Consider the following 14,925-nt stretch of genomic DNA (forward strand, 5'->3'; position numbering starts at 1 on the left):
GCGCTCTCACACTAGACCCGTTGTGATGCGCCTCACAACAGAAGGCCCGCAGGGGGCTGCCGCCTCTCCGAACCCGCCCCTTCCGCGCTTCAGAGCTCGGGAGGGGCTGGTCCGTCGGCGGGTACGGGGTCGTCGTGGTTGATCGCGCGGGTCCCCGCGCCCCTTTCCGGGGGCCTGGTGAAGTTGATCTGTGACCAGTGTCTCGGTGATGGCATGTCGCCTGGTCGGTGGAGGGAATTACGTTCTCTAACACCGGGGGGTCATGTCGGCGGGGAACGGTCGTCTCGTTCCCCACGTTCTCGTATTCCCTCGTCCCCTCTCCCGGTTCTCCCGCACCCCTTCTCCCTCCCCGCTCCTGTCTCGCCCTGGCCGCGTCGGTCCCGTCCCCCTTTTCCGGGCCCGCGCGACACGGAAGGACGACCTGCCCTTGATTCCGCTTCCGCTCGACGCGCCGCCTCCCCCGCCGCCAGCGCCCGTCAATCTCCTCTCCCGCGTTCCACTGCCACGTGTCACCGGGCGGCAGGTTCGGCTCGCCGTCAGTCTGTTGCCGCTGCTGTTGATCGCGGTGTGGGCAGTGATCGACTGGGAGGTCGTGTACGGCAGTGCCGTCCGGCTCGCCTCGGCCGAGCTGTCCTGGCTGCTGGCCGGGGCCGTGCTCGCCGTTCTGTGTTCCGCGGCCACCGCGTGCATCCGCCAGGGGACCGTTCCCGAGCGACTGCCGCCTGGGCTGCTGTTCGCCTCGCAGTTCGCCGCGGGGGCCGCCGGGCATGTCCTCCCGGCCAACCTCGGCGCCCACGCCGTCACCCTGCGCTTCCTCCAGCGCCAGGGCATACCCCTGCCCCGGGCCACCGCCTCGATCGCCCTGTACTCCCTGGTCAAGCCGGTGGCGAGAACCGCCGTTATCGCCGTCTTCGTCCTCGCCCTCCCGGGCACCCTGCACCTCGGCGACCTGCTCCCGGACACCCGCACCCTGGCCGTCGTCGCCGCGGCAGTCGCCCTCGCGCTCGTCGCCGTGGTCGTGACCCTGACGGCCGTACGAGTGCTGCGCCGCCACTGCATCCGGCTCGCGCAGACCGCCCTGACGGACCTCCGCCTCGTCCACCGGCGCCCCAGCCGTGCCCTCGCCCTGTGGGGCGGGGCGGCCGCCCTCCCCGTACTGCAGGCCTGCGTCCTCGCCGCGGTCGGCGCGTCCGTCGATCTGCCGGTGTCCTGGCCGCTCATGGTCTTCGCCTATCTCGCCGCCAGCACCGTGGTCGGGGCCGTCCCCGCACCCGGTGGCATCGGCCCGGTCGACGCGGCCGTGGTCTTCACCCTCGTCGCCTTCGGCGCGCCCGCGACCCTCGCCACCACCACCGTCATCGGCTACCGCCTGCTGACCGTCTGGCTCCCCCTGCTCCCCGGCACGCTCGTCCTCTCGGCCCTCGTGCGCGCGAAGGCTCTGTGACGCGAGCCGCGCCTCGCATGAGAAGACGGGGCTGCTGCGCCCCCTGTCTTCTCAGGCCTCCAGCCGATGCTTCGACCTCTCCCCCTAAGCCGTGCGCTTGCGTGGGGTCGTCTTTTTCGCGGAGGTCTTCTTCGCCGCTGTGGACTTGGCTGTTGTCGTCTTCTTCGCTGTTGTCTTCTTCGCTGTCCGTGGTGATCCGGTCGTCGACTTCTTCGCGGACGCGGCCGTCTTCTTCTTCGTCGTGGTTGTCGACTTCTTCGGCAGGTGGGTGATGTCCGCGGCCTCCTCGCCACGGGACTCCTTGGCCTCACGCACGCTCTTCTCCAGGGCCGCCATCAGGTCCAGGACCCTGCCGCCGGCGGGCGCGGCGGGGGCGGACGGTGGCTCCTCGCCGGAGGCCTTCGCCGAGATGAGTTCCTCGACCGCCTCGCGGTAGTCGTCGTGGAGCGCTTCGAGGTCGACGTCACCGAGCGTGTCCATCAGGGCGTCCGCGAGGTCGAGTTCCTTGTCCCTGACCGTGACGCCCGCGTCGGGGGCGACCCCCTCGGTCGCGCGGATCTCGTCCGGCCAGAGCAGTCCGTGCATCGCCAGTACGTCGTCCACCACCCGGAGCATGCCCAGCCGCTCCCGCCCCCGCAGCGCGAACTTGCAGATGGCGACCTTGCCGCTGCGCTTCAGCGCCTCCCGGAGCAGGGTGTACGGCTTGGCGGCCGGGACGCCGTTCGCGGCGAGGTAGTACGCGGCGTCCATCTGGAGCGGGTCGACACGCTCGGCCGGCACGAAGCCCTCGATCTCGATCGTCTTCGCGGTCGGGATCGGCAGCGCCGCGAGGTCCTGGTCCGTGACCGGGATCATCGTGCCGTCGGCGTCCTCGTACGCCTTGCCGATCTCCCCCTGCTCCACCTCACGGTCCTCCAGCTCGCAGACCTTGCGGTAGCGGATACGGCCGCCGTCCTCCAGATGGATCTGGCGGAAGGAGACGGAGTGGCTCTCGGTGGCGTTCACCAGCTTGATCGGGATGCTGACCAGGCCGAACGAGATGGCGCCGTTCCATATGGATCGCACGATCAGCACCTTTCAGTGAGGTATCGACCCTTTTCCGTGGGATTCTCATCGTATGACGCCGATCACTGAGGTGGAGGGGCACAGGATCGCGCTCAGCAATCTGGACAAGGTGCTGTATCCCGCGACCGGGTTCACCAAGGGCGAGGTGCTGCACTACTACGCGACCACCGCCGACGCCCTGCTCCCCCATCTGCGCGACCGCCCGCTGTCCTTCCTGCGGTATCCGGACGGGCCGGGCGGCCAGGTGTTCTTCGCCAAGAACGTGCCGCCGGGTACGCCCGACTGGGTCAGCACCGCCGAGGTGCCGAGGTCGGAGGGGGCGGCCCGGATGGTCGTCGTCCAGGATCTGGCGAGCCTGGTCTGGGCGGCGAACCTCGTCACCGAGTTCCACACGCCCCAGTGGGTGGTCGGCGCCCCCAACATCGCCGACCGGATCGTCTTCGACCTCGACCCCGGGCCGCCCGCGTCCGTCGTCGAGTGCTGCGAGGTCGCGCTGTGGCTGCGTGAGCGGCTCGCCGCGGACGGGATCGAGGCGTACGCCAAGACGTCCGGTTCGAAAGGGCTGCATCTGCTCGCCGCCCTGACGCCGACACCCTCCGAACGGGTGACGGAGTACGCGAAGGAGCTGGCCGTGGCCGCCGAGCAGGCCATGCCCCGGCTCGTCGTGCACCGAATGACCCGGAGCCTGCGGCCCCGGAAGGTGTTCGTCGACTGGAGCCAGAACGCCGCCCGGAAGACCACGGCCACCCCGTACACGCTGCGCGCCCGCCCGGAACCGACCGTCTCCGCGCCCGTCACCTGGGAGGAGGTCGAGGAGTGCCGCTCACCGGGGCGGCTCGGCTTCCTCGCCACGGACATCGCCCCCCGGCTGTCCGACCACGGCGACCTGCTCGCGCCGCTCCTCGACCCGTCCACCGCCGGACGACTGCCCTGAGCGACCGCACGCTCGCTACCGCGGTCCGGCCACGACGGCCGACCCGCGCCACGTGCTGAACCGGCTCAGCAGCCGGAGGGAACCGGCTCAGCCGCCGGAGACACCCGGATCAGCCGCGGAGACACCCGGCTCTGCCTCCGAGGCGACCGGCCCAACCCCGAAGACAACGAGCCCGGCCACCAAGGCGCCGCGGCCCGAACCCCGAAGACAACCAGCCCGACCACCAAGGCGACACGGCCCGAACCCCGAAGACAACCAGCCCGACCACCAAGGCGACACGGCCCGAACCCCGAAGACAACCAGCCCGACCACCAAGGCGACACGGCCCAAACCCCAAAGACAACCAGCCCGACCACCAAGGCGACACGGCCCAAACCCCAAAGACAACCAGCCCGACCGGCCACCAAGGCAACCGACCCGAGCCCCCGAAGACAACCACCTCCGCCACCGACGCAACGCGGCCCGACCGCCGGAGGCACCGGCTCCGCCTCCGAAGCCGACCCGACCCGACCCACCCCCGAAGACACCGACCCAACCGCCGAAGTCGACCCCGCCCACCCCCAAGACACCGACCCAACCCCCGAAGACACCGGCCCAACCGACGGAGGCACCGGCCCAACCGACGGAGGCACCCCGGCTCAGCCGCCGGAAACCCACGTCCTCCGGTCGCGGGCCATCGCGTGCAGGGCCTCCACGTCCGCCGGTTTGAGCAGGCCGCCGGTGCGGGCCAGGGACGGGAGGGCCGTGTCCGTCAGGACGCGGGCCTCGCGCAGGGGGGCCGTGATGTCGAGGTCGGCCGGGCCGACCAGGGCCAGGACGGGGTGGACCTCGGCGGTCAGGGCGTAGGAGGCGCGGTCGGCGGCGGCGCGGACATGGCGCAGCAGCGGACGTGGCTCGCGGCGGCCGACGGCGACCATGGGGTCGTTGACCACGACACGCTGTCTGCGGGCGTGGAGGGAGCGGACGCCGAAGAGGCCGCCCGGGCCGATCAGCAGGTGGTGGATGCGGTCTCCGCCGGGCAGCGGGATCGAGTGCAGGGTGCGCCAGCCCGCGCCCTCCAGCCGGTCCAGGGCCTCGCCGACCGTCTGTTCCGCCGCGAGGGCGCGGCGCCGGGGGTCGGGGCGGAGCCGGCGCGTGGGGCCGGGGTCGCGGTCGAGGGCGATCAGCAGGGCCTCGCCGGGGCGGTTGGGGGCGAGGTCGTCGTCGGGGTGGAGGCTGAGGCGGGCCAGTTCGGCGGGGGTGGGGACCGGGGGCGGGCCCACGGTGACGGGACCGGTGAGGAAGGGCGCGAGCACGCCGAGCACATCCGCCCGCCGCTCCTCGCCGAGGAGGTTGACCCGGCCGGCCTCGGGGTCGTACCAGGCGACGTTCTTCCCGTCGGTCCGGCACACGTACAGCCGCTGCTGCCCGTGCCGCCAGGTCGGTATGACGCGCAGTCCTCTCATGGACCATCACCCCACTGTCCATGGGAACAGGTGGGGTGCTGCATCGGCAAGAACCCGGCTAACGTTGGGGATGAGGCTGGGGTCTGGGGAGGCGCCGTTGCGGACGCGCAGGAAGCAACCCGATGTTCCGGCTCCGGATGTTCCGTGGAGCGAGATCGTGCCCGGCCTGTGGATGGGCGGGCACGAGTTCACGGGGCGGACCGGAGACGTCGAATCCGCCGTCGTGCACGATGAGTTCGATCTCGTGCTGACGCTCCTGCGACTACCGGGCTACGGGCCGGACGTCGGCGTCGAGCACCATGTGTGGCCGATCCCGGACGGGCCCCTCGACGGGACGCAGCTGGCCGGTGTGATGCGGCTGGCGCAGGCCGCGTCCGACGCGTTGGAGGACGGCAAGCGGGTCCTCGTCCGCTGCTACCACGGGTACAACCGGTCGGGGCTGGTGGTGGCCCACTCCCTCGTCCGTGACGGGCACTCCGCGGAGGACGCGATCCGGCTGATCCGCTCCCGACGTTCGCCGTGGGCCCTGCACAACGAGCTGTTCGTGGAGTATCTGCGCACGGGACTGCCGACGGTCCGGCTGCTGGAGGAGCTGGCCGAGTAGCACGTGTGTACGCAGAACGGGACTTCCGGCTGAACGACCCGCATAAGGTGTACGGGACGCCCACCCCGTAGCCAGGAGTCCCGTGTTCCCCAGCCGCCCCGCGCGCGCGGCCCTCGGCGCCGCGACCGCCGTCCTGCTGCTGGCGGGCTGCGGCGACTCCGGCGGTCTGGTGAGCGCGGGCCCGACCCCCACCGCGAGCGGCCCGACCCGGCTGTGGCCCGACCAGCCGCCCGCCTCCTCCCCGGCATACGACTACGGCGAGGCCCAGAAGGAGGCGATCAAGGGCATCCGCGCCGTCGGCGATGACATCCACAAGGTGGATCCGGTGGCGGTCGTACGGGCCGAGATCGCGGCGCATCCGGAGTACTACGGCACCGACGGGCCGTACCACGACACGGCCCGTCTGATGTCCGCGTGCGGCGCCGGAGCCTCCGGGGGCGGCCGGTGTCCCGTGCTCAAGGCCTACTACCGCGACCTCACCGGCGACGGCCGGGACGACATGACGCTCGCCTTCCGGCTGCGGCCCGGCAACCAGACCGCCGTGCGTGTGTACACCTTCGAGGCGGACCGTCTGGTGCAGGTGCTGGCCAACGACGACGCGGTGACAGGGGTCGAGCTGGCCGGGCGCAAGGTGATCATCCGCTCCCCGGCCGGGATCACCGGCTACGAGTACCGCACCCAGTGGACCTGGGACGCCGAGCAGCTCGGGATGCTGCTGACGCGGGACGAGATCCTGCGGGTGGGCGCGTCGCGCAGACCGACGCCGCCGAAGCCGTCGCGCTCCTCCTCCCCGTCGCCCTCGGAGAGTCCGCGATGACACCCCGGCTGCGGCTGAGGCGCTGGACCGCCTCCCTCACCTGGAAGGCCCTCGCCTTCATCACGGTCATGTGCTGCGGCCTGGCCGCGCTGCTCGGCGCCCTCGTCCACAACTCCGTCACCCACCAGACCGTCAGCGACGCACGCTCCCGGGCACTGGTCCGGCTCGACGACGCGGTGGGGGCGTACGAGGCCGGGGACCGGCTCCCGCCGAACGCCGGGATCGACCCCGCGGGGCTGCCGGACGCGCTGCGCCGGCTGGCCGAGAGCGGGCGGCGCGGCACGATGCTCGGCGAGGCCGACGGCTACCCCACGATGTGGGCGGCCGCCCCCGCCGACGGCCACGCGCTCGCCGTGCAGATCGACTACGCCCAGAGCGCCGCCACGATCGAGGGGCTGGACCGGGCCATCCTCGGCTCCTCCGCGCTGGCCATCGGCGTGACACTGGCGGTCGGCGCGGTCGCGATCACCCGCGTGACCCGGCGGCTGCACACGACCGCCCGCGTGGCCCGGCGGATCAGCGCGGGCGACCTGGACGCGCGCGTCGACGACCCCCGTACGGGCGACCCCTCCCGCCCCCAGGACGAGGTCGCCGCGGTGGCCGCCGCGCTGGACACCATGGCGTCCACGCTGCAGCGCAAACTGCTGAGCGAGCAGCGGTTCACGGCCGATGTCGCGCACGAGCTGCGGACCCCGCTGACCGGGCTGCACGCGGCGGCCGAGCTGTTGCCGCCGGGGCGGCCGACCGAGCTGGTCCAGGACCGGGTCGCGGCGTTGCGCACGCTGACCGAGGACCTGCTGGAGATCTCGCGGCTGGACGCGGGCAGTGAGCGGCTGGATGTGGAGGCGACGTGGGTCGCCGCGCTGGCCGAGCGGGTGGCCACCGGCACCGGCACCGGCACCGGCACCGGCACCGAAGTGCGGGTGGTGCGGGACGCGTGTGTGGAGACCGATCGGCGGCGGCTGGAGCGGGTGCTGGGGAATCTGGTGGCCAACGCGCACAAGCACGGGCGGGCGCCGGTGGTGGTGACCGTGGACGGGGCGGTGCTGACCGTGCGGGACCACGGGGACGGGTTTCCGGAGTATCTCGTGGTGGACGGGCCGCAGCGGTTCCGCACGGAGGGCTCCACCAAGGGGCATGGGCTGGGGTTGACCATCGCCGTGGGGCAGGCGGAGGTGTTGGGGGCGGGGTTGTCGTTCTCCAATTCGGATGACTCCGGCGGTGGGGCGGTGGCTGTGTTGCGGCTGCCGGCCGAGGGTGGGGAGTGAGAGCTCGGGGCCACCGGTTCCGACTTCGCCGCGGGTGCGTGAGGGCTGAGCGCGCCCACGCGGCGGAGCCGCACATCGATACGGCCCCGCACCCCTTTCGGGGCCCTCCTCTGATGGGCCAACGCGACGGGCGTACATCCTCTCCCTGCACCTAACGTGGCGAATAGTCAGCTTCGTCCCCAGCCTGGAGGAGCAAGCCATGTCCCTGCGGTCCCTGCTCGTGCGTTTCGGCATAGCCGCCGCCGGTGGCGCTCTCGTGGCGCTCGCCGCGACCACCCCCGCAGCCGCCAACGGCCCCCGGGAGCACCACGACAACCACCCCCGCACCACCAAGGGCACGGTCACCGCCCGTACCGGCCTGCTGCTGCGCAGCGCACCGAACCGGGGCGGGGCGGTCCTCGGCTTCAAGCCCTACGGCGCGACCGTGAACATCTTCTGCAGGGCCCAGGGGCAGACCATCGACGGCAACCGCTTCTGGTACCTCCTCACCGACGGCACCTGGGCCTGGGGTTCGGCGCGGTACATCGCGACCGCGCGCACGCCACGCCTGTGCTGAGCCGCACGGCACACAAGTCATTCCATTTGGGTAGGTTCCGGACATGACCACCAAGGCCGGAACGACCCTGGCGGCGGACCCCTCGGACCCGTCCCCACCCGCCACCCGCCTCCCCCGGCGCAGAGGCGTCGAGTTCACCCTCATCGTCGTGGCCGTCCTGCTCTCCGTGTACGGCTACTGCGCCGTCGGTCTGGCGAGGACCGGCACCGTCCCGCCCGGCGCCGCCGATTACGGCGCCGGGCTCGGCATACTCGCGCTGCTGGCCCATCTGGCCGTGCGCTGGCGGGCGCCGTACGGCGATCCGCTGCTGCTGCCCATCGCCGTACTGCTCAACGGACTCGGTCTGGTGCTGATCCACCGCCTCGACCTGGAGACCCCGGGCGATCCGGCCGCCCCCGCACAGCTCAACTGGTCCACCCTCGGCGTGGCGCTGTTCATCGCGGTGGTGGTTTTGCTGCGCGACCACCGGGCCCTCCAGGCCTACGCGTATGTCTCGGGGGCCGGCGCGCTGGCGCTGCTGGCGCTGCCGATCCTCTTCCCGCCCGTCAACGGCGCCCGGATCTGGATGCGGATGGACGGGTTCTCCATCCAGCCGGGCGAGTTCGCGAAGGTGCTGCTCGCGGTGTTCTTCGCGAGCTATCTGGCGGCGAACCGCACGGCGCTCGCGTACTCCGGGCGGCAGATCTGGCGGTTCAGGCGTCTTCAGCTGCCGACCGGGCGGGTGCTCGGTCCGATCGTCGCGATCTGGCTGCTGAGCGTCGGCGTGCTGGTCCTGGAGCGGGACCTCGGCACGTCGTTGCTGTTCTTCGGGCTGTTCGTGATCCTGCTGTACGTCGCCACGGGCCGCACCGGCTGGATCGCGGTCGGTCTGCTGCTCGCCTGCGTCGGCGCGTTCGCCGTCGGCACGCTCGAACCGCACGTCCACAGCCGGGTCGAGGACTGGCTGCACCCCTTCGCCTCGATCGAGGCGGGCGACGGCCCCAACCAACTCGCCCAGTCCCTCTTCGCGTTCGCCGCCGGCGGGGTGCTCGGCACCGGTCTCGGCCTCGGCCACTCCATCCTGATCGGGTTCGCCGCCAAGTCGGACTTCATCCTGGCCACGGCGGGCGAGGAACTGGGCCTGGCCGGCCTGTCGGCGATCTTTTTGCTCTACGCGCTGGTCGTGGAACGCGGCTACCGCGCGGGCCTCGCCCTGAGAGACCCCTTCGGCCGGCTGCTCGCCATCGGCCTCGCCTCGATCGTGGCGTTGCAGGTCTTCGTGATCGCGGGCGGAGTGACCGGGCTCATTCCGCTGACCGGCATGGCGATGCCGTTCCTCGCCCAGGGCGGCTCCTCGGTCGTCACCAACTGGATCATCGTGGCCCTGCTGATGCGCCTGAGCGACTCGGCCCGCAGGCCGCACGACAACCGGTACGACGGCCCTGCGGAGGGGCTCGCGTGACCAAGTACATCCGCCGTGCCGCCGCCCTGTGCGCCCTGTTGCTGATCGCCCTCCTCGCCAACGCCGCCCGCATCCAGGTCATCCAGGCGAAGCGGTACGACGACAGCTCCGCCAACCGCCGCCCGGCGATCGCCCGTTGGAGCCAACCGCGCGGAAACATCACGGTCGACGGCCGCCCGGTCACCGGCTCGAACGACACCGGCGAGCAGCTCCGCTACGAACGGACGTACACCGACGGCCCGTTGTACGCGCCGGTCACCGGCTTCGCCTCACAGGTGTACGGGACGACGTTCCTGGAGCACACGGAGGACTCCCTCCTCGACGGCAGCGACCCCCTGCTGTCCTTCCTCCCCCTATGGAACGACCTCACCCGCGACCAGAACGCCGGCGGCGAGGTCGTCACCACCATCGACGCGGCGGCCCAGCGGGCGGCCTACGAGGGCCTCGGCGCCCGCCGGGGCGCGGTCGCGGCGCTCGAACCGGGCACCGGGCGCATCCTCGCCCTGGTATCGACCCCCTCGTACGACCCCGGGGAGCTGTCCGGGAACGGGCGGGCGGTGGAGCGGGCCTGGGCGCGGCTCAACTCGGACGCGGCCCGGCCGATGCTCAACCGCGCGGCGCGGCAGACGTATCCGCCGGGCTCGACCTTCAAGGTGGTGACGACCGCGGCGGCCCTGGACAACGGGGTGCTCACCGACCTGGACAAACCGACCCGCTCCCCCGCCCCGTACCGGCTGCCCGGCACCACGACCTCCCTCGCCAACGAGGTCGAGGGCTGCGCGGACGCCTCGCTGCGCTATGCCTTCACCTGGTCGTGCAACACGGTGTTCGCGAAGCTCGGCGTGGACGTGGGCCTCGGCGCCATGACGAACACGGCCCGCGCCTTCGGCTTCAACGACTCGGGGCTGCGCATCCCGTACGCGGTCGCCACCAGCAGCTTCGACACCGACATGGACAAGGCACAGCTCGCGCTCTCCTCGATCGGCCAGTACGACACCCGGGCGACCCCGCTGCAGATGGCGCTGGTCACGGCCGCGGTGGCGAACGGGGGTTCGGTGCAGCAGCCGTACCTGGTGGAACGCACGGCCACGAAGGCGGGCCGCACGGTCGCGGCGCGCGGCCCCCGCACCCTGCGCCGCGCCATGAACCCGGCGACCGCGATGCGGCTGCGCGAGCTTATGCGCGACGTGGTCGAGAAGGGCACCGGCACCCGAGCGGCCATCCCCGACGCCACGGTCGGCGGCAAGACGGGCACCGCCCAGCACGGCATCGGCAACTCCGGCATCCCCTACGCCTGGTTCATCGGCTGGGCCCAGTCGGACCGCGCGATGGAGCCACAGGTGGCGGTGGCGGTGGTGGTCGAGAACGCGGACGTGAAGCGGGGGGACATCAGCGGGGGCGGGGACGCGGCACCGGTGGCGAAGGGGGTGATGGAGGCGGTGCTGAAGGCCGCCGGCTGACACCCTCGCGAGCTCACCAGGTGAGACGCCCCCTGGACGAGACACGCGAGCCGACCTACCGTTCGGTACATGAATCAGCCCGCGACGGACAACTCCGCGTACGAACTCGCCCAGGTCAACATCGCCCGCCTCAAGGCCCCCTTGGACTCCCCGCAGTTGAAGGACTTCGTCGACGCCCTGGACCCCGTCAACGCGGTCGCCGACACGGCCGCCGGCTTCGTCTGGCGCCTCCAGAGCGACTCCGGCAACGCCACGGACGTACCCGTGTTCGGTGACGACTGGCTGATCATCAACATGTCGGTGTGGCTGGACACCAACACGCTGACCGCGTTCATGTACCAAGGTTGGCACCGGGAGTTGCTGGCACGCAGGAGGGAGTGGTTCGAGCGGCTGTCGGAGGCCGTCACCGCGCTGTGGTGGGTGCCGGCGGGCCACCGCCCGACCGTGGCGGAGGCGGAGGAACGGCTGCTGCATCTGCGCGCGCACGGCCCGACGCCGTACGCGTTCGACCTGCGGACGTCGTTCCCGGCAGGGGCGGCGGAACCGGTGGCCGACGTGGTCAGTCGATCGGATTCCTGACCTCAGTCGATCGGCTTCCTGACTTCGGACCGGATCTGCTGGACTCGCTCCGCGAACGCCTCCAGATCCACTTCGGAGGGCTCCTGGTCCAGGAACTCGGTGGTGATCTCGATGACGATCGCCCCCGTGTTCCCGTCCGCCCAACTGCACATCGGGACGGAGCCGTCCAGACCCGATCCCTCCATGACACCCACCTGGCAGCTGATCGTGGTGTCCGAGCCGGCCGGCGTGAAGTCCCTCGGCTGCACGGCGACGGACGTCCGGTCGGCCTCTCCGGCCCCGGTCAGCATCCGCTGACGCGCGTCGTCGGCGTTCGTGAACCGGCCGTACATCCCCGAAATCGCCAAGCCGCTCAGAGAAGCGTCACCACTGCGGGTGTACTGACCGATGGCGGCCTGGATGTCGCGGGCGTCCCTGGCGCCTTCCACCTGCTCCTCCAGCTCCTTCCCCTCCGTGTCGGAGAGGTCCTGCGCCAGTTCGTACTCACCGTCGAGCAGGGTCTCGGGCAGCGTCAGCCGGTACTCCGCCTCGGGAAGGCCGTTCCCGGAGTTCACCCCGACGACCACGATCCCGGCCGCGCCCAGGATCAACAGGGCGACGGCCCCGCCCACGATCCCCAGGACGAGCCCGACCCTGCTCTTCGGCGGCGGAGGCGGAGGCGGCCAGGCCGCGGGGTACGGCTGCCCGTACGGGGCCTGTCCGTACGGAGGCTGACCGTACGGGGGCTGCCCTTGCGGGGGCTGCCCGTACGGGGTCCCGTAGGGCGCGGCAGGTTGCCCGCCGTAGGGCTGAGGCGGTGCCGGATGCGGCTGACCGGACGGCTGCTGATGCGGGTACTGCTGCGGGTACTGGGGCGGGTACTGCTGGCCGTACGGCTGCTGCGGCGGAGGCATGGACACGCCAGCACGGTACTTCACGTGATCACGGGGGCTGGACGCGGTCGCCGTTCCCGGTCCGGTGGACTGGCCGTCGGGGCCCGCGACAAGTGGTGCGCAGGGGATTGACGCCCTTGCTGACAAGTAGTCTCATAAGCGCTGACCGCACGGTAACTTCTCGCAACCCCCGTACGACGAGGTGGGAACAGCCATGACGACGGTGTCCGAGGCCGAGGTCCTGCGCGACGCGCTCGGTCTGCTCAAGGACCGGGAGCAGGTGGCAGAGCGGCTGCTCGTCTCCTCCGCCAAGCACTCCTTCGACCCCGACAAGGAGTTGGACTGGGAGGCGCCCTGGGAGGACGGCCGGTGGTACTGGCCGCCGGAGCTGGTGTCGCTGTACGGGACACCGATGTGGGAGCGGATGTCCGAGGAGCAGCGGATCGACCTGTCGCGCCACGAGGCGGCGGCGCTGGCCTCACTGGGCATCTGGTTCGAGATCATCCTGATGCAGCTGCTGGTGCGGCACATCTACGACAAGGCGGCGACGAGCGCGCATGTGCGCTATGCGCTGACCGAGATCGAGGACGAGTGCCGGCACTCGAAGATGTTCGCGCGGGTGATCGCCAAGGGCGGCACGCCGTACTACCCGGTGAGCCGGGCCCACCAGAATCTGGGCCGCCTGTTCAAGACGGTCTCGACGACCCCGGGGTCGTTCACGGCGACGCTGCTGGGTGAGGAGATCCTCGACTGGATGCAGCGTCTGATGTTCCCGGACGAGCGGGTGCAGCCCCTGATCCGGGGGGTGACGCGTATCCACGTGGTGGAGGAGGCGCGGCATGTGCGCTACGCCCGCGAGGAGCTGCGCCGTCAGATGGTGACCGCTCCACGTTGGTCCCGTGAGTTCACCCGGGTCTCCTCCGGCGAGTTCGCCCGCGTCTTCTCCGTGGCCTTCGTCAACCCCGAGGTCTACACGAACGTCGGCCTCGACCGCCGCGCGGCGCTCGCGGAGGTGCGGGCGAGCGCCCACCGCCGGGAGGTGATGCAGACCGGTGCCGGGCGCCTGACGGAGTTCCTGGACGACATCGGGGTGCTGCGGGGTGTGGGGCGACGGCTGTGGAGGGCCTCGGGCTTGCTGGCGTAGGGCTCCGCCCCCAGGCGGGCGACCACGACGAACCCGCACCCGCCGACGCACCCCACCCACCCGACTACGCTGCACGCCATGACCCCCGACTCCCCCACCCGCACCTACCGCCGACTGAGCATCGAGGAGCGACGGAGTCAGCTGCTCATCGCGGCACTGGAACTGTTCGCGCACCGCCGACCGGAGGACATCTCCCTCGACGACGTGGCCGAACGGGCCGGAGTCTCCCGCCCCCTCGTCTACCGCTACTTCCCCGGCGGCAAGCAACAGCTCTACGAGGCCGCCCTCGGCTCCGCCGCCGAAGAGCTCCAGCAGTGCTTCGACGAAGCCCCGGAGGGCCCGCCCACCCGCCGACTGGCCCGCGCCCTCGACCGCTACCTCGCCTTCGTCGACGAGCACGACACCGGCTTCAGCGCCCTCCTCCAGGGCGGCAGCGTCGTCGAGACCTCCCGGACCACCGCCATCGTGGACGGCGTGCGCCGCGCCGCCGCCGAGCACGTCCTCCGCCACCTCGACATCACCACCCCGGGCCTGCGGCTCCGCACGACGGTCCGGTTGTGGATCACGACAGTCGAGGCCGCCTCCCTGATCTGGCTCGACGAGGGCAAACAGCCGGACGCCGCCGAGCTGCGCGACTGGCTCGTGGAACAGTTCGTCGCCGCGCTCGTCGCCACGGCCGCCCGGGACACCGAGACCGCCACCGCCGTACGCACCGCCCTCGCCCTGGAAACCGCCGACGGCCCCGTCGCCTCCCTGGCCCGCCGCGTGCTGCCCGTGGTCGGCGACGCCGCCCACCTGCTGTGACACTGGTCCGGTGAAGAGCGTAGACACCCCCTTCGTGGGCGGCCCCCTCGACGGGCGCGTCCTGCCCGTGCTGCTCGGCATCACCGGGCACCCGCCCAAGACTTACCGGGTGCCCGTGCCCGACGCCGCCGGCGGTCCCCCGGCCGTGTTCGTCTACCGGCGCGTGCAGGCGGGCCGGGGCACTCTCATGCACCAGCTGTGGAGGTACGAGTACGACCCGGAGGCCGACCCGAGCCGCCGCCTCGACCTCAAGTGGCCCTGGTCCAAGCCGACCGCCTCGGACACGCAAACCGCCACGCCGACCGCGAAGCACGGCCCCGCCGACGAGTGACCCCCTTGCGCCGAACCGCCCACCCGGCGCGCGCCCGGCCACCGCTCCCCCCATCCTGCCGGTGCGGGCCTGCCGTTCGGATCATGCCAAGCCCCGCGGCCAGGCCTGATCCGAACGACAGGCCCCGGGTGGATCCCCCACCCCCGCACCGGAGGTGATGA

At 71.7% G+C, this 14,925-nt stretch carries 15 protein-coding genes; 12 read left to right on the forward strand and 3 right to left on the reverse strand.

Going from position 1 to position 14,925, the window contains the following annotated elements:
• Positions 1-544 precede the first annotated feature (544 nt).
• Positions 545-1,444, forward strand: coding sequence for a lysylphosphatidylglycerol synthase transmembrane domain-containing protein (locus tag SGFS_RS20930; protein WP_350284009.1), 900 nt, complete (start codon positions 545-547; stop codon positions 1,442-1,444).
• 84 nt (positions 1,445-1,528) lie between these two features.
• Here SGFS_RS20930 and ku read toward each other — a convergent pair whose 3' ends face one another.
• A complete protein-coding gene (gene ku, locus SGFS_RS20935; RefSeq protein WP_461850751.1) occupies positions 1,529-2,509 on the reverse strand; it encodes a non-homologous end joining protein Ku in 981 nt (326 codons plus the stop codon).
• 52 nt (positions 2,510-2,561) lie between these two features.
• Between ku and ligD the strand changes: the two genes are divergently transcribed.
• On the forward strand, positions 2,562-3,443 hold the full coding sequence (gene ligD, locus SGFS_RS20940; RefSeq protein ID WP_286252387.1) for a non-homologous end-joining DNA ligase: 882 nt from the start codon (positions 2,562-2,564) through the stop codon (positions 3,441-3,443).
• Between the two features lie 638 nt (positions 3,444-4,081).
• Here the strand turns inward: ligD and SGFS_RS20945 are convergent.
• Positions 4,082-4,888: a nuclease-related domain-containing protein gene (locus SGFS_RS20945; RefSeq protein ID WP_286252388.1), complete on the reverse strand. Its 807-nt coding sequence runs from the start codon at positions 4,886-4,888 to the stop codon at positions 4,082-4,084.
• Between the two features lie 97 nt (positions 4,889-4,985).
• On the opposite strand from SGFS_RS20945, the gene SGFS_RS20950 reads away from it, so the two are divergent.
• From SGFS_RS20950 to SGFS_RS20980, 7 genes are all read left to right on the forward strand, one after another.
• Positions 4,986-5,492, forward strand: coding sequence for a protein-tyrosine phosphatase family protein (locus SGFS_RS20950; protein WP_286252389.1), 507 nt, complete (start codon positions 4,986-4,988; stop codon positions 5,490-5,492).
• Positions 5,493-5,574: 82 nt separating this feature from the next.
• Positions 5,575-6,309 carry a hypothetical protein gene (locus SGFS_RS20955; protein WP_286252390.1) on the forward strand — a complete coding sequence of 245 codons (735 nt, stop codon included), beginning with the start codon at positions 5,575-5,577 and terminating at the stop codon, positions 6,307-6,309.
• Positions 6,306-7,577: a sensor histidine kinase gene (locus SGFS_RS20960; RefSeq protein WP_286252391.1), complete on the forward strand. Its 1,272-nt coding sequence runs from the start codon at positions 6,306-6,308 to the stop codon at positions 7,575-7,577. The genes SGFS_RS20955 and SGFS_RS20960 overlap by 4 nt, the downstream gene beginning before the upstream one ends.
• A 199-nt stretch (positions 7,578-7,776) precedes the next feature.
• Positions 7,777-8,133: an SH3 domain-containing protein gene (locus tag SGFS_RS20965; protein WP_286252392.1), complete on the forward strand. Its 357-nt coding sequence runs from the start codon at positions 7,777-7,779 to the stop codon at positions 8,131-8,133.
• 43 nt (positions 8,134-8,176) lie between these two features.
• Positions 8,177-9,574, forward strand: a complete 1,398-nt coding sequence (locus SGFS_RS20970) for an FtsW/RodA/SpoVE family cell cycle protein (RefSeq protein ID WP_286252393.1) — start codon at positions 8,177-8,179, stop codon at positions 9,572-9,574.
• Positions 9,571-11,034 (forward strand): penicillin-binding transpeptidase domain-containing protein, encoded by a 1,464-nt coding sequence (locus SGFS_RS20975; protein WP_286252395.1) that lies wholly within the window; start codon positions 9,571-9,573, stop codon positions 11,032-11,034. The genes SGFS_RS20970 and SGFS_RS20975 overlap by 4 nt, the downstream gene beginning before the upstream one ends.
• A 69-nt stretch (positions 11,035-11,103) precedes the next feature.
• Positions 11,104-11,613: a DUF3291 domain-containing protein gene (locus tag SGFS_RS20980; RefSeq protein ID WP_286252398.1), complete on the forward strand. Its 510-nt coding sequence runs from the start codon at positions 11,104-11,106 to the stop codon at positions 11,611-11,613.
• A gap of 2 nt (positions 11,614-11,615) precedes the next feature.
• Here SGFS_RS20980 and SGFS_RS20985 read toward each other — a convergent pair whose 3' ends face one another.
• On the reverse strand, positions 11,616-12,506 hold the full coding sequence (locus tag SGFS_RS20985) for a hypothetical protein (protein ID WP_286259994.1): 891 nt from the start codon (positions 12,504-12,506) through the stop codon (positions 11,616-11,618).
• A gap of 193 nt (positions 12,507-12,699) precedes the next feature.
• Here SGFS_RS20985 and SGFS_RS20990 point away from each other — a divergent pair, with 193 nt between their 5' ends.
• From SGFS_RS20990 to SGFS_RS21000, 3 genes are all read left to right on the forward strand, one after another.
• Complete coding sequence (locus SGFS_RS20990; protein ID WP_286252401.1) at positions 12,700-13,629, forward strand: AurF N-oxygenase family protein; 930 nt, start codon at positions 12,700-12,702, stop codon at positions 13,627-13,629.
• A 78-nt stretch (positions 13,630-13,707) separates the two neighbouring features.
• Positions 13,708-14,433 (forward strand): TetR/AcrR family transcriptional regulator, encoded by a 726-nt coding sequence (locus SGFS_RS20995; protein WP_286252403.1) that lies wholly within the window; start codon positions 13,708-13,710, stop codon positions 14,431-14,433.
• Between the two features lie 10 nt (positions 14,434-14,443).
• On the forward strand, positions 14,444-14,764 hold the full coding sequence (locus SGFS_RS21000) for a hypothetical protein (RefSeq protein WP_286252405.1): 321 nt from the start codon (positions 14,444-14,446) through the stop codon (positions 14,762-14,764).
• Positions 14,765-14,925: the final 161 nt, after the last annotated feature.

Source organism: Streptomyces graminofaciens (assembly GCF_030294945.1).
GTDB classification, from domain to species: Bacteria; Actinomycetota; Actinomycetes; order Streptomycetales; family Streptomycetaceae; genus Streptomyces; species Streptomyces graminofaciens.